Origin of the sequence: Gordonia abscondita, assembly GCF_032711245.1 — a bacterium.
Lineage (GTDB): Bacteria > Actinomycetota > Actinomycetes > Mycobacteriales > Mycobacteriaceae > Gordonia.
In genome coordinates, this window is record NZ_CP128986.1 from 1961964 (window position 1) to 1976970 (window position 15007).

The window sequence follows — 15007 nt, forward strand, 5'->3', positions numbered from 1 at the left end:
ATGGGACTGTGAACTCCGATGATCTGGTCGTCGACACCTCCAACGGACCGATCCGAGGCATCGCCACCGAGTCCATCGACGTCTGGAAGGGGATCGCCTACGCACGGCCACCGGTCGGGGAACTGCGGTGGCGGCATGCCGTCGAACCCGAGTACCACGCCGACGTAGTCCCCGCGGACACGTTCGGGCCCGTCTGCCCGCAACCCGTCATGCAGGTGGTCGAGCTCGCCGCGGGCACTCGTCAAGAAGAGGACTGCCTTTACCTGAACGTCGCGACGCCGCGCGGCGCGGCAGCGAGCGACGCGCAACTACCCGTCATGGTGTGGATCCACGGCGGAGCCTATCTGTGCGGCGCAGGCTCGCAGCCGATGTACAACCCCGTCTCGTTGATCACGACCGGCAACAGTGCCGGCGCCCCGACCGTCGTCGTCACCGTCAACTATCGGATGGGCGCGTTCGGCTTCACCGACCTGTCAGCGTGGTCGACCGTCGACCAGACGTACGAGGCCAACTGCGGGATGTCCGACGTTCTGGCCGCCCTGGCATGGGTGAACCGAAACATCGCCGGGTTCGGCGGCGACCCGTCCAACGTCACCCTGTTCGGCGAGTCGGCGGGCGGCGGCATCATCACCACCCTCCTCACGATGCCCGGTGCCGACGGCCTGATCCATCGAGCGATCGCGCAGAGTTCGCCCGCCACCAGCGTGTACGGACGCGAACGCGCCGAGAAGTATGCCGAGCTGATGCTCGCGCCGATGCCGCAGGACCGCGTCCGGCCGGGCATGCTGCGCAGCGTCCCGGTCGGCGCGCTCGTCGCCGGATCACAGCGTGCATTCCTCGACGTCCCGCGAGACTTCCCGGGAACCATCGCGCACACTCCCGTCATCGACGGCGATCTGATACCCGACGATCCGCTACGGGTATACGACAGCGACGGCGCGCTGCCGGTACCCCTGTTGATCGGCACCAACCGGCACGAGACGTCCCTGTTCAAATGGATGTCGTCGCCGCTGATGCCGGTCAAGTCCGAGCACGTCGACGCGATGTTCGCGCATATCGGCACCGAACAGCCGGAACTCCCGCTGCCCGAACCCGATCACCTCGATGACTCGTACCAGCATGTGAAGACGAGGGTGCGGAGCATGGCGATCTCCCGAGACATCGGATTTCGAATGCCTGCGCTGTGGATCGCCGAAGCCCACCATCGTCAGGCACCCGTGCACCTGTACCGGTTCGACTGGGCGACACCGTTGCTTCGCTTCATCGGCTTCGGCGCCGCGCACGCCACCGAACTGCCATACGTGTGGGGCAATCCGGCATCCACCAAGCGCGACCCGATGTACCGACTCGGCGGCCGCCAAACCGGTGACGAAGTGTGTCGCCGCGTGCAGCGTCGCTGGCTCAACTTCGCGGCGTCCGGCGACCCTCGAGTCGGCGACGGCAGCGACGACGTGGTGTGGGAGCCCTACACCGACGATCGGCACGCATCGTTGCGCATCGGCGCGAACGACACGGCGTCCGTCGGCCTCGACGACGCGTTGCTGCAAGCATGGGGTGAGGAGGTGCTGAGTTTCCAATGACCGATCCCCACGTGCGTAGACACGGCTCACCGGCGCTGTTCGACGGCGGATTCGCCTATAGCGCAGAAGTTCCCGACGGTTCTCTGCTCTTCACCGCCGGGGTGTCTCCGTTGGATTCCGACGGAGGCATCGTCGCTCCCGACGATCCTGCGGCACAGGCCGGGCACGCCTTCGCTCTGCTCACGACCGTGCTCGCCGAGCGCGGCGCGGCGATCGCCGACATCGCGAAACTGACCGTCTACGTCGCCACCTCCGATCGGACGGACCTCGCCGCCGTCTGGCAGGTGCTCGCCCCAGAATTCCGAGGAGACGTCCCGCCCGCCGTCATGGTGGCGGTCACCGTGCTGCCCTATCCCGGGCAGCGCATAGAACTCGACGCTGTGGCAGCCGGCAGGTGAGCCGACTGTTCGTCGACGACACCCAACGTCGCAGCCGTCTGCAGCGCCGACAGCTGTTGGCCGATGACTCGACACGTGACGTCGTCGACGTCGCCGACGCCGTCGTCGGGCTCCACGCGACCACCGCGTCGACCGTGCATCTGTCGGTGTGGGCCCGCAGCCCGCAGACTCGGCCGGAGACGGTCGACTCCGCGCTCTACGACGACCGCACCGTCGTCAAACAACTCGCCATGCGCCGGACACTGTTCGTGATGAGTCGGCCGGTCCTCGCCGATGCCGTCGGCGCCGTAGGGAGCCGAGTGGCCGCGTCCGAACGGACAAACATGCTTCGCGATCTGCGCCGAGACGACGGCCCCGCCGAACCCGAACAGTGGATCGCCGACGCGCGGTCCGCCGTCCTCGCACTGTTGGACGGCGCCGAACTGACCGCTGCGCAGGTGCGGAAGGCATTGCCCGACTACGACCTATCGATTCTGCGGGACGTCGGCAAGAAATACGGCGGACCGTCGCCGATGCTGCCGCGACTGCTCAACCACATGGCCGCCGCAGGCGACGTCGTTCGTGGAACCAACCGAGCCGAATGGTTCGCGTCCCGACCGGGGTGGACAGCGATGACGTCGTGGCTCGGCGAACCGCTCGCCGAAGTGACCCCGGTCGACGGCCATCGTGACCTGATCGCGCGCTGGCTGCGAGCATTCGGTCCGGGCACCGAGACCGACCTCGTCTGGTGGCTCGGCTCCACCAAATCGGCCGTCCGGGCAGCGCTCGCCGCACTCGACGTCGTCGAAGTTGACCTGGAATCCGGGGACGTCGGATACCTGCTCGCCGACGACGTCGACCCCGTCGAGCGGGTAGGTCCGCGGGCACTGCTGCTACCGGGCCTCGATCCGACGACGATGGGATTCAAGCAGCGGCGCTTCTACCTCGACGACGCACATGTCCCCCACCTGTTCGACGCAAACGGCAACGGCGGTCAGACGGCGTGGTGGGACGGGCGGATCGTCGGAGGCTGGGTTCAGGAGAACAGCCGGGTCCGGGTCCAATTGCTGGAAGACGTTCCGGCCGAAGCCGTACGGGCGTTGACTGCGCGCGCCGACGAGTTGGCGCAGTGGCTGGGAGAGGTCCGGCTTAGCCAGGGAGCGTTCGCATCACCCATGATGCGGAAGGCGTCGACACCGCTCGACCAGTGACCTGCGTTCACAGGAAGCTCCCAGTGTTCGGTCAGTCGGAGAGTAGGCGCCGGAGGCATCATTGGTCGGTATGAGCGAGACCCCTGCCGCCAAGGTCCTTGTCGTCGACGATGAGGAGAACATCCGAGAACTGCTGTCAGTGTCGTTGAAGTTCCAAGGACACGAAGTGCGGACAGCAGCGAACGGACCCGCGGCAATCGACACCGCGCGCACCTACAAACCCGACGTCCTCATTCTCGACGTGATGATGCCGGGAATGGACGGGTTCGGCCTGCTGCGCAGGCTCCGCGCGGACGGCGTCGCGGCACCGGCACTGTTCCTGTCGGCGCGCGACTCCGTCGAAGACAAGATCAACGGCCTCACCATCGGCGGCGACGACTACGTGACCAAGCCGTTCAGCCTGGAAGAGGTCGTTGCCCGCATCGGTGTCCTCCTGCGGCGCAACGGCCACGGAGACATGGCGACCGAACCATCCCGCATCGTCTTCGCCGACATCGAATTGGACGAAGACACCCACGAAGTATTCAAAGACGGCGAACTCGTGGCGCTGTCGCCGACCGAATTCACATTATTGCGCTACTTCATGGTGAACGCGGGAACCGTGCTGTCCAAGCCGCGCATCCTCGACCACGTGTGGAACTACGACTTCGGCGGAGACGTCAACGTCGTCGAATCGTATGTCTCGTATCTTCGACGCAAGATCGACTCCGGTCCGCAGCGACTAATCCACACCCTTCGCGGCGTTGGGTATGTGATGCGCGAGCCGCGCACGTGAAGGCGATCGCGACACGCCTGCGGGCGATGCCGTTACGAGTGACTCTCGTCTTATCGACAGTGATCCTGGTGCTCATCGGGCTCGGGGGATCCGGCATAGCCGTCACATCCGCGATGCGCAGCGACCTCACCGCGCGCGCCGACGGCGAACTGATCGACGCCGTCAACGGCTGGGCACAGCCCCTCGGGCCCCATGGCGACAATTCGCCTGAACCGCCCGGGGTGCGGCGCCCGCCGTCGCAGTACTTCGTCGCCGCGACCCTCCCGAACGGATTCCAGATCACCTTCAACGATTACGGTGCGGTTCCCGACCTGTCGTCCCTCCCGGACGGCGACGCATCCCCGCGCACCGTCGGCTCAGAAGGATCCGGCCCGAACTGGCGGGTCGTCAAACGTGTCTCGAACGGGATGTCCAGCGTCGTCGCGGTTCCGTTGAGCGACGTCGACGCGACGATGACCCGGCTGATCTGGCTGCAGGTCGGTGTCGGCTGCGTCGTCCTGATCGTGATCGGCGTCCTCAGCTATCTGCTGGTGCAGACCAGCCTGCGACCCTTGCGCCGCGTCGAAGAGACCGCACACGCCATCGCGGGCGGCGACCTGCACCAACGGGTCCCGGCCCGTCCAGTGAACACCGAAGTCGGAAGCCTCGGCGAGTCCGTCAACGCGATGCTCGCCCAGATTCAGGGAGCGTTCGCGGCGACCGAAGCATCCGAACAGCAAGCCCGCGCGTCAGAGGGGAAGATGCGTCGGTTCGTCGCCGACGCCTCACACGAACTGCGGACACCACTGACCTCGATCAAAGGATTCGCCGACCTCATGTCGATCGGTGCCGCACCAGATCGCGACGACGCGGTCCGTCGCATCTCCGGCGAAGCCGACCGGATGACGATGCTCGTCGAAGATCTCCTCATGCTCGCCCGACTCGACGCACAGCGGCCGCTCGCCATCGAACCCGTCGAAGTGCTTCCGCTGCTCGTCGACACCGTCGAAGCAGCGAGAGTATCCGCTCCGGGCCGCGACATAGACCTCGACATCGTCGGATTCGACCCGGTGACGACGGTAGCGGGCGACGGGCTGCGCCTACGGCAGGTACTCGGCAACCTCGTCGGAAACGCGATCGCCCACACCGGTGGCGCCGTCACAGTGTCGGCGCAAGTGGACGGCACCGACGTCGTCGTCGCCGTCGTAGACCGAGGCCCAGGACTTACCGCCGACGAACGCGAACACATCTTCGAACGCTTCTACCGGGGCGACCCGTCGCGCCACCGCGAAGAGACTGGATCGGGCAGCGGGCTGGGGCTGTCGATCGTCGCGGCCCTCATCCACGCCCACGGCGGCCGAGTGGGCGTACGGTCCGAGCCCGGGGAGGGCGCCTGCTTCTGGTTCGCGCTGTCGCGCGCGGACGGCGACAGGGGCGCGGCGGCACACCCAGACACGTCCGCGGACCTGGACGGACCACAGTAAGGTCGGGGCATGGCTTCGGTATTCACGCACATCATCAACGGAGATCTCCCCGGACGTTTCGTCTGGAAGGACGGCCAGTCCGTCGGGTTCCTGACGATCAACCCGGTGACACCCGGACACGTGCTCGTGGTGCCGCGCAAAGAGATCGACCACTGGGAGCAGATCGACACACCCACGTTCACACATCTCACCGACGTATCGCAGAAAATCGGGCGCGCCGTGAAAGACGCGTTCGACGCGCCGCGCATGGGCTTGCTCATCGCCGGGCTTGAGGTGCCGCACCTGCACATCCACGTGTTTCCGGCTCACTCGCTCGAGAGTTTCGACCTGTCGAAGGCCGACCAGGACCCGTCGCCCGAAGCGCTCGACGACGCGGCAGCCAAGATCCGGGCCAGCCTCCGCGGCCTCGGCTACGGCGAATACGTCGCCGACTGACCGCCAGCCCGCAGCTACGCAGTCTGATGCACGAGCATCGGTAGCACGGCCGTAGCGCCCGCTTCCCGCAGCGACGCCGCGGCCAACGTGATCGCCCACCCCGACGAGGTCTCGTCGACGACAAGCAGCACGGCGAGCCCAGCGACATCAGACGGCGACGACCCCAAGTGGTCACGCCAGTAGGCGGCCTCCGTCGCGCTCGTCGCGTCCCGGCCCGGGACCGGTCCCGCGACAACCGGGTACGCGGTACCCGGACGTCGTCCGACGCTACGGAGTCGCTCGGCGAGATCAGCCGCCAGATTCCCGCCGAACAAATCGAGCGACACGATCGTCTCGGGACGGATCCCGCCGCGCCGTCCCCAATCCCCGAGGACAGCGACCGCCGACTCCGCCAGGCGTTCCCGCGCGGTGGCATCGCCGCCCTTGGCGGCGTCGAGTACATCACCCCACTGCGGTGCGTCGGCGAACGCCAAGACCCGTCCGGCCTCCGCAGCGAGTTCGGCAGAGATCCGCCCGCGACGACCGAACGATCCACCCGGCCACATCTTGCGCGGCGCCAAAATCTGCGCATCGCGCCGAAGGACAGCCGACAGAGTCGCGACAGTCTCATCGTCGGGGCGCTCGTTCAGCCCCGGCGTCAACTCGCCCCGGCACACCGAACAACGGCCGCAATCGTCGGCCGCCGGATCGTCAAGCGACTCGGTAAGCAGCCGCATCAAGCAACGGTCACCGCGGACGAACGACCGCATGATGTCGGCCTCGCGTTCACGCACCGCGACGACACCCGCATAATGCGGTGCGTCATACACGTACGGTCGGCCAGTCGCCGCCCACCCGTCCGGCGTGCGCTCGACGACACCGTCGACCGCCAACTGTTTCACCGCCAACTCGACCTTGCCGCGCCGGACACCAGTCGCCGACTCCAGACTCGGCACGCTCACCGGCCCGCCCGCCTCATTCATCGCGTCAAGGATCCGATTCATACGCTTCGGATCGGGGATGGTCGCCGTCGCGAAATAATCCCAGATCGAGTCGTCGAGCCGCGATGCGAGGAGGACGACCACAGCCTCGTCAAGCGCACGACCAGCACGACCCACCTGCTGGTAGTACGACACCGGAGACGGCGGAGCCCCGACATGGACGACGAACCCGAGGTCAGGCTTGTCGAAGCCCATACCGAGCGCAGACGTCGCAACCAGCGCCTTCACCCGATTGTCCAGGAGCGCGTCTTCGAGGTCGTGACGCTCATCGGCAGGCAACTGGCCGGTGTACGCGGCCACCCGAGGCTCGTCGCCCCACACCGTCCGGATCGCCGTGACCAGACGCTCCGCGTCCGCGACCGTCAACACGTAAATGATTCCCGAACCAGGCAGGAACGGAAGTTCCTGCGCCACCCAGCCATACCGTTGAATCGGCGACAGCCCGTCGACCACATTGAGGTGCAACGACTTGCGCGCCAGAGGACCTCGCAAGACGAGCGTGGCCGCGCCGTGACTACTAGGCCCGCTCGCTTCGCTCCCGGCGCCGTGAATACTAGGCCCGCTCGCTTCGCTCCCGGCGCCGTGAATACTAGGCCCGCTCGCTTCGCTCCCGGCGCCGTGACTACTTGGCCCGCTCGCTTCGCTCCCGGCGCCGTGACTACTTGGCCCGCTCGCTTGGCTCCCGGCGCCGAGCTGAGCGGCGATGTCATCGGTGACGCGTTGGTTCGCGGTCGCCGTCGTCGCGAGCACCGAAGTCCGCGGATTCAAATTCTGCAACACGTCAGACACCCGGCGGTAGTCCGGCCGGAAGTCGTGCCCCCAATCGGAGATCGCGTGCGCTTCGTCGATGACGACGAGACCGAGCCTGCCAGCCAGCGAGTGGAGGACACGAGCACCGAAGCCGGGATTCGCCAGGCGCTCCGGCGAGACCAACAGGACGTCGAGGCTCCCGGCCAACAGATCGCCTTCGACGGCGGCCCACTGGTCGACATTGCTGGAATTGAGGGTCGCAGCGGCCAAACCCGCGCGGCCCGCGGCGGCGACCTGATCGCGCATCAGCGACAGGAGCGGCGACACGATCAGCGTCGGGCCGCCGCCCGCCTCCCGAATCACCGCCGTCGCCGCCCAATAGACGGCCGACTTGCCCCAGCCGGTCGCCTGCACGACGAGCGCACGCGAACCGGGCGTCGCGAGTGTCGCGACCGCAGCCTCCTGGTCATCGCGGAGTCGAGCATCAGGCCCCGCGAGCGAAGTGATGACGCGGTCCGCGACAGAGCGTTGGGCATCGGTCAGAACCGTCGGTGTGCTCATGCGACCAAGGTATAGGCGACCGGTGACGAGATCGAATGAGTTGTCCACAGGTGACGTTCTTGCGTTGAAGTGCACTCGAAGACCTACGGTTTGTTCATGCCAGCATCAGATCTGACCATCGCCGACGTGTCGGCCCGCACCGGCCTCACACGCGACACACTGCGCTGGTACGAATCCGAAGGACTGATCCCCGCAGTGCCGCGGAACTCGGCGGGTGTCCGACGCTACGACGAGGCGACCGTCCGAATGGTCGACCTCCTCGTCCGCCTGCGGCGAACCGGCATGCCGGTGGCCGTGATGCGTGACTTCGTGACGCTGGTCGCGCAAGGTGCACGGACGCACGGCCGACGGATGAGGCTGTTGGAAGACCACCGCGACGAGATCGCATCACGGATCCGCGAACTCGCCGACGACCTGGACGCGGTCGACGCCAAAATCGGCCACTACCGCCAACTCATCGACGCAGGCCTCGACTGCGCCGAACAGACGATCACCGACCCCGGCGCGCTCGCCGAGCAGCGTCGTACGAACTGACGAAAAGGAGCACACCCATGCAGACGATCACTCTCGGCGACGGGCTCGAAACGTCCGCGCTCGGCTTCGGTGCGATGGCGTTGACCCACGTCTACGGCGGCGTCGACGACGACACCGCGCTCGGCGTCTTGAACTCGGCCGTCGACGAGGGCGTGCGGCTCGTCGACACGGCAGACGTGTACGGGCAGCCGAAGCCAGACACCACCGGGCCCGCCGGAACCAACGAGGAACTAGTGGCGCGGCTCCTCGCGGATCGGCGCGACGACGTGACGTTGGCGACCAAGTTCGGCATCACCGGACTCGGTGCACCAGCGGGCGTCAAAGCGTCCCGCGGCGACGCCGACTACGCCCGGGAATGCTGCGACGCCTCGCTGCGACGGCTGCGGACCGACGTGATCGACCTCTGGTATCTGCACCGACGCGACCCCGACATCCCGGTCCAAGAGACGGTCGGCGCCATGGCAGAACTGGTGGCCGCAGGCAAAGTCCGCCATCTCGGACTGTCCGAGGTGACGGCGGCCGAACTACGTGCGGCGCACGCAGTCCACCCGATCGCCGCAGTGCAGAGCGAGTGGAGTGTGTGGTCGCGCGACGTCGAAGCCCAAGTAATACCCGCTTGCGCGGAACTCGGAGTCGGATTCGTGCCGTACTCGCCGCTCGGCCGCGGCTTCCTGACCGGAACCCTCACCCGCGACCAGATCGCGTCGGACGTACGCGGCCGCACCTCCCGGATGGGCGACAACTGGGACATCAACCAACGAGCGTTGGCCGTCGTCACCGACGTCGCCGAGCGACTTCGTATCACCAACGCGCAGACAGTTCTCGCATGGCTGTACGCGGCGGGACGCCGCGCCGGCGTCGCTGTGGCACCGATACCGGGCACCCGGTCGATAGCGCGACTCGCCGAGAACGCCGCGGCCGTCGACATCGTGCTCGACGACGCAGCACTAGCCGCATTGGACTCCGTCGCACAGCTCGTCGCAGGCAGCCGGAACATCGCGGCCGATCCCGCGTGGATCTCCGCAGGCCGCGAATGACCGCCGATCAGTTTCACCGACCCCCGCGGTCTATACAGAGATAGACATTCAGCACGACGAAGGGCACCGTCATGATCCGCAAAGTCACCGCACACCTGTTTCACTCTGTCGACGGAGTCGTCGAAAGCCCCGACCGCTGGCAGTTCGACGCGTTCGGCCCCGAAGAGGGGCAGCTGATGGGCGACACGATCGGGTCGGTGACCGATGCCGTCATCGGCCGAAAACTGTGGCAAGAGTGGTCGGAGTACTGGCCGGACGCCGACGACCCGTTCGCCGAATGGATCAATCCGGTGCGCAAACACGTCGTCTCGACAACCCTGTCGGGCGACCTGCCGTGGAACAGTGTCCTCGCCGGAGGCGACCCGATAGCGTACGTCCGTGCCCTACGTGAACAAGGCGACGGAGACATCTCGGTGGTCGGCGGCATCGACACGGTGCGTTCGCTGTTCCTCGCGGGCCTCGTCGACGAACTCACGCTGACCACGCACCCGGTGATCGCAGGCGAAGGCCGACGACTGTTCGACGACACCGTGCCGCTGACTCGGCTGCGCCTCATCCGCGTCGTCGCCACCAGCTCGGGCAACGCGATCGGAACGTACGCGCTGAGGTAGACGACGAGACCCGACTCAGGAAGCTCACAGGTCGGTCGCAGAGGTGCCGGAGGTTGAGCGTCGATCGTTGCTCCTATGACGACTTCACTCGATCCCGAGCAGATCGCGGAGGCCAACGACTCTGCGGAGCCGCCGCCGGTGATCCTCGACATCGTGGTCCCCGCCCATAACGAGGAAGACGACCTGGCGGCCGCCGTCGAACGCCTCCGTGATCACCTCCGCGCGAACGTCCCGTACCCGGCCCGCGTCACCGTCGCCGACAACGCGAGCGTTGACCGAACCCTCGCGATCGCGAAACGCCTCGCCGAACAGTACGACGACGTGCGAGTGGTCCACCTTCCGCAGAAGGGGCGCGGAGGCGCGCTCAACCAGGTGTGGCGAGCGAGTGACGCCGAGATCGTCGCCTACTGCGACGTCGACCTGTCGACGGACCTGAACGCGCTGATGCCGTTGATCGCTCCGCTGATCTCCGGCCACTCGGACATCGCGATCGGCACCCGCCTCGCACACTCGTCGCGCGTGGTCCGCGGACCCAAGCGAGAGGTGATCTCACGCTGCTACAACCTGCTGCTTCGCACCGCGATGCACGCGCACTTCTCCGACGCACAGTGCGGTTTCAAAGCGATGCGGACCGATATCGCGCGCCGGCTCCTCCCATACGTCGAGGACACCGGCTGGTTCTTCGACACCGAACTGCTGGTACTCGCCGAACGCGTCGGGCTGCGGATCGCCGAAGTGCCCGTCGACTGGATAGATGACCCCGACAGCTCGGTCGACATTGTCAGCACTGCCGTCGCCGACCTGCGAGGATGTGCCCGTATCGGGTGGGCGTTCTCCCGGGGAGCACTCCCGGTCGCCGAACTGCGCGCCACACTCGGGCGGGCGCGTCGCCCCGGCCCGCCAGTCGCCGGCGTGCCGCACGGGATGGTCGGACAGGCAGTCCGATTCTGTGCAGTCGGTGTCGCATCGACCGCCGCCTACGCGCTGCTGTACCTCCTGCTGCACTCCGCGTTTGGTGCGCAGGCAGCGAACTTCGTGGCGCTCGCCGTTACCGCGGTCGCGAACACCGCCGTCAACCGACGATTCACCTTCGGTGTCCGTGGTACCGAGCGCGCGATCCGCGACCAACTGGTAGGGCTCGGCGTATTCGGATTCGGGTGGGTGCTCACCGCCGTGTCGCTCGTCGTCCTTCACCGGTTCGACGCCGACGCGGGACGCGGCCTGGAACTCGTCGTCCTAGTGGTCGCGAACCTCGTCGCCACCGCTATTCGCTTCGTCGGTCTGCGGATTCTGTTCTCGAGCCGGGGACGCGGACCGAAGGAGGAGACAGCATGACCGCCACTGCGCCCATCTCAACCGGGCTCGATCGGGACGACCCGCCGGCGGCGGACACACCGAATTCCGGAGACGCCAGTTCGTTCGGGCACCCGCGTGCCACAACGTGGTGGTCGGTCGCGATGCTCCTCATCGGCACCGCCGCCCTCTACCTGTGGAACCTGTCCGCGAACGGATGGGCGAACTCCTTCTACACGGCGGCCATCCAGGCCGGCTCACAGTCGTGGAAGGCGTGGTTCTTCGGATCGTCCGACATGGCCAACTCCATCACCGTCGACAAACCGCCCGCCTCCCTCTGGATTCCCGGGATCGTCGTGCGAGTGTTCGGGCTGAACTCGTGGACGGTACTCGTCCCCGAAGCGCTGATGGGCGTGGCGTCGGTCCTCCTGCTGTACCTGATCACCCGCAGACTGTTCGGGCATTGGGCAGGCATCGGTGCGGGTGCGGTTCTCGCGCTGACTCCGGTCGCGGCGATGATGTTCCGCTTCGACAACCCGGAAGCGCTGCTGATTCTATTGATGATCGCGGCGTGCGGCGCACTACTGAAGGCGGTCGAGACCGGTCGCCTGCGGTGGATGGTCGCCGCTGGTATCGCGATCGGCTTCGGCTTCCTCGCCAAACAACTCGAAGTGATGCTGATCGTCCCGCCGATGGTCATCGTGTACCTCGTGGCCGCGCCCGGCGCCTGGCCACGGCGGGTAGGGAACCTGCTGGCGGCACTCGCATCGCTGATCGTCGGTGCCGGATGGTGGATTCTTGCGGTCACCCTCTGGCCCGCGTCGAGCCGACCGTACATCGGTGGCTCGCAGAACAATTCGATCCTCGAACTGACCTTCGGATACAACGGCCTCGGCCGACTCTCCGGCAACGAAGAAGGCAGCGTCGTCCCCGGCCGCGGGCTGGCCGGATTCGCCGAGACTGGACTAGGTGGGGCGCCGGGCGGACCCGGCGGCCCGGGCGGCTTCGGCGGCAGCATGTGGGGGCAGACTGGATTCTGGCGGATGTTCGACGCCGACCAAGGCGGTCAGATCGCTTGGCTCATCCCCGGTGCTCTGATCACGCTCATCGCAGCGTTCGTCGTGATCGGCCGCGCGCCGCGCACCGACGGTCGACGCGCCTACCTGCTGCTGTTCGCCGGTTGGTTGGTCGCGATGGCCGGGACCTTCAGTTATATGGCAGGCATCTTTCATAGTTACTACACGGCGGCGTTGGCTCCGGCGATCGCCGCGGTCCTCGCCGCGTCGACCGCCATCCTCTGGCCGTGCCGGGACCGGCTGTGGGTTCGTCTCGTTCTCGCCGCCGCGACGTGGACGACGGCAGGCTGGGGTTTCGCGCTGCTCGCGCGGTCGGCGGACTTCGTGCCGTGGCTGCGGTGGCTGGTCCTCGTAGTGGGCGTCGCCGCGGGTGCACTGCTCCTCGCCGGCAGCAGAAGACGGTGGCAGCGGCGTGCGGTCGTCGGCGCCGCAGCGGCAGCGATCGTCGTCGGTCTCGCCGGGCCGACCGCGTACACGATCGACACCGTCGCCACCGCCAGACAAGGGTCGATCATCAGCGCCGGACCCCAGATCGACGGCGGACGGTTCGGGTTCAGAGGCTCCGGAGGACGTCACGGAGGGCACCTGCGACACGGCGGCACTCCAACGATGGGACCGATGCCGACGGGGCTCACGCCGATGGGAAGCAACGGCGGGCACAGCGGTGGGGCGGGAGGTCCCGGCGGGCTGCTCGACGGTTCGCAACCGAGCGCCCAACTCACTGCGACCCTCCGGGCGGACGCCGAACGGTACACGTGGGTCGCCGCCGCGATCGGCTCGAACGAAGCGTCCGGATACCAGATCGCATCCGGCTACTCGGTGATGCCGATCGGTGGTTTCAACGGCACCGACCCGTCACCGACGCTCGCCGAGTTCAAACAGTTCGTCGCCGCCGGGCAGATCCACTACTACATCGGTGGAAGCCGTGGGGGACGCGGCAGATTCGGCGGTTCAAGCGGAATGTCGGGGCAGATCACGTCGTGGATCGAGTCGACTTTCACCTCGACGACGGTCGACGGGGTGACCCTGTACGACCTGAGCCGCGACACGGACTGACCTCTGCGGCGTCATTGCAGGTCCGATCCCGCCTACCGGGTCTAGGGTGGCGGCGTGCCAATGCGAACTCAATTGCAGCGGATGGTGGGGCGGGACCCGGACGAAGGGGAGCGGGCCGGGAGCGGCCTGGAAGTCTTCTACGACCTGATCTTCGTCGTCCTGTTCTCCGTCGCAGGCGTCCAGCTCGCCGACTACCTGGCCGAAGGCGAAGTCTTCGTCGCCGTCGTCGGCTACCTTCTCGTCTCGTTCGCCGCGATCTGGGCGTGGATCAACTTCGCCTGGTTCGCGTCGGCGTTCGACACCGACGATGCGTGGTTCCGGCTGTCGGTCCTCGTCCAAATGATCGGTGTGTCGATCATGGCGGTCGGCGTCCCCCCGGTCTTCTCGTCGATCCACGCAGACGCCCACGTCGACTTGAAGGTCATCGTGTTCGGCTACATGGTGATGCGGCTCGGTCTCGTGCCGCAGTGGCTGCGCGCCGCCTACCAGTCCACGCGATATCGTCAGACGTGTCTGACGTACGCGGTGGCCTGCACCGTCGCACAAGTCGGTTGGACGGTCGTCGCGCTCGCCCCCATGGGGCTGCGGATGACGCTCGTCGCGATCGTGATCTGTGCCGTCATCGAATTCCTTGGTCCGTTCATCGCCGAGACGGCGCGGACCGCCACACCCTGGAATCCCTTCCACATCACCGAGCGGTTCTCGACGCTGATCGTGATCACCCTCGGCGAAGGCGTCGTAGGCACCGTCGCCGTCCTACAAGCCCAGATCGGGCGGACGGGATGGACCGTGCAGACCGCCGTCCTGGGCGCCACCGCTCTCGGCGTCACGTTCGCCATGTGGTGGTTGTACGCGGCGATGCCGAACGGTGAGGCTCTCGCCGAACGTCGTCGTCGCTGCTTCCTCTGGGGCTACGGAATGATCCCCGTGTTCATGGCGTGTGCGGCGGTCGGCGCGGGCATGGATCTGATCGCCAAGTGGATCGAAGGTGAGACCGGCGACTCCGCGCTGATGGTGATGCTGGCCGCCGCTATCCCGTTGGCGGCCTTCACCGTCGGCGTTATCGTGGCCCACTACTATCTCGTCGGCCCGTCGGGCATGGAATTGGTCCTCATCGTCGCGGCCGTGGTGCCGATCATGGTCGCCGTCGTCTTGGTCGTGGTCGGTGTACCGCTGCTGACCACCGTCGTCGTCGGATCGCTGGCACCGGTCCTGCCCGTCCTCATCATCGAATTCAGCGAGAGGTTCGAACCCGCTACGCTGTGATG

General features: G+C 66.9%; 13 protein-coding genes. 12 read left to right on the plus strand and 1 reads right to left on the minus strand.

Going from position 1 to position 15007, the window contains the following annotated elements:
• The first annotated feature begins 8 nt into the window (after nt 1–8).
• The 6 genes from MP11Mi_RS09265 to MP11Mi_RS09290 all read left to right on the plus strand — a co-directional run bounded on the left by MP11Mi_RS09265 (nt 9) and on the right by MP11Mi_RS09290 (nt 5841).
• Nucleotides 9–1580 (plus strand): carboxylesterase/lipase family protein, encoded by a 1572-nt coding sequence (locus MP11Mi_RS09265; RefSeq protein WP_420038649.1) that lies wholly within the window; start codon nt 9–11, stop codon nt 1578–1580.
• A complete protein-coding gene (locus tag MP11Mi_RS09270) occupies nt 1577–1978 on the plus strand; it encodes a Rid family hydrolase (protein WP_420038650.1) in 402 nt (133 codons plus the stop codon). Before MP11Mi_RS09265 ends, MP11Mi_RS09270 begins: the two co-directional genes overlap by 4 nt.
• The gene (locus MP11Mi_RS09275) at nt 1975–3168 is read left to right on the plus strand and encodes a winged helix DNA-binding domain-containing protein (protein WP_420038651.1); all 1194 of its coding nucleotides are present in this window, start codon (nt 1975–1977) and stop codon (nt 3166–3168) included. The genes MP11Mi_RS09270 and MP11Mi_RS09275 overlap by 4 nt, the downstream gene beginning before the upstream one ends.
• A gap of 70 nt (nt 3169–3238) precedes the next feature.
• A complete protein-coding gene (locus MP11Mi_RS09280; RefSeq protein WP_420038652.1) occupies nt 3239–3943 on the plus strand; it encodes a response regulator transcription factor in 705 nt (234 codons plus the stop codon).
• A 26-nt stretch (nt 3944–3969) separates the two neighbouring features.
• Entirely contained in the window at nt 3970–5406 is a 1437-nt protein-coding gene (locus tag MP11Mi_RS09285) for a sensor histidine kinase (protein ID WP_420042056.1), read from the plus strand.
• A 9-nt stretch (nt 5407–5415) separates the two neighbouring features.
• A complete protein-coding gene (locus tag MP11Mi_RS09290; RefSeq protein ID WP_420038653.1) occupies nt 5416–5841 on the plus strand; it encodes an HIT family protein in 426 nt (141 codons plus the stop codon).
• Between the two features lie 14 nt (nt 5842–5855).
• Here the strand turns inward: MP11Mi_RS09290 and MP11Mi_RS09295 are convergent, their stop codons facing one another.
• Entirely contained in the window at nt 5856–8132 is a 2277-nt protein-coding gene (locus MP11Mi_RS09295) for a DEAD/DEAH box helicase (protein WP_420038654.1), read from the minus strand.
• 96 nt (nt 8133–8228) lie between these two features.
• Between MP11Mi_RS09295 and MP11Mi_RS09300 the strand changes: the two genes are divergently transcribed.
• From MP11Mi_RS09300 to MP11Mi_RS09325, 6 genes are all read left to right on the plus strand, one after another.
• On the plus strand, nt 8229–8666 hold the full coding sequence (locus tag MP11Mi_RS09300) for a MerR family transcriptional regulator (RefSeq protein ID WP_420038655.1): 438 nt from the start codon (nt 8229–8231) through the stop codon (nt 8664–8666).
• Nucleotides 8667–8683: 17 nt separating this feature from the next.
• Nucleotides 8684–9703 carry an aldo/keto reductase gene (locus MP11Mi_RS09305; protein ID WP_420038657.1) on the plus strand — a complete coding sequence of 340 codons (1020 nt, stop codon included), beginning with the start codon at nt 8684–8686 and terminating at the stop codon, nt 9701–9703.
• A gap of 71 nt (nt 9704–9774) precedes the next feature.
• Nucleotides 9775–10314 (plus strand): dihydrofolate reductase family protein, encoded by a 540-nt coding sequence (locus tag MP11Mi_RS09310; protein ID WP_420038658.1) that lies wholly within the window; start codon nt 9775–9777, stop codon nt 10312–10314.
• A 75-nt stretch (nt 10315–10389) separates the two neighbouring features.
• Entirely contained in the window at nt 10390–11649 is a 1260-nt protein-coding gene (locus MP11Mi_RS09315) for a bifunctional glycosyltransferase family 2/GtrA family protein (RefSeq protein ID WP_420038659.1), read from the plus strand.
• Nucleotides 11646–13739 (plus strand): ArnT family glycosyltransferase, encoded by a 2094-nt coding sequence (locus MP11Mi_RS09320; protein ID WP_420038660.1) that lies wholly within the window; start codon nt 11646–11648, stop codon nt 13737–13739. Before MP11Mi_RS09315 ends, MP11Mi_RS09320 begins: the two co-directional genes overlap by 4 nt.
• A gap of 60 nt (nt 13740–13799) precedes the next feature.
• Nucleotides 13800–15005, plus strand: a complete 1206-nt coding sequence (locus MP11Mi_RS09325) for a low temperature requirement protein A (RefSeq protein ID WP_420042057.1) — start codon at nt 13800–13802, stop codon at nt 15003–15005.
• Nucleotides 15006–15007: the final 2 nt, after the last annotated feature.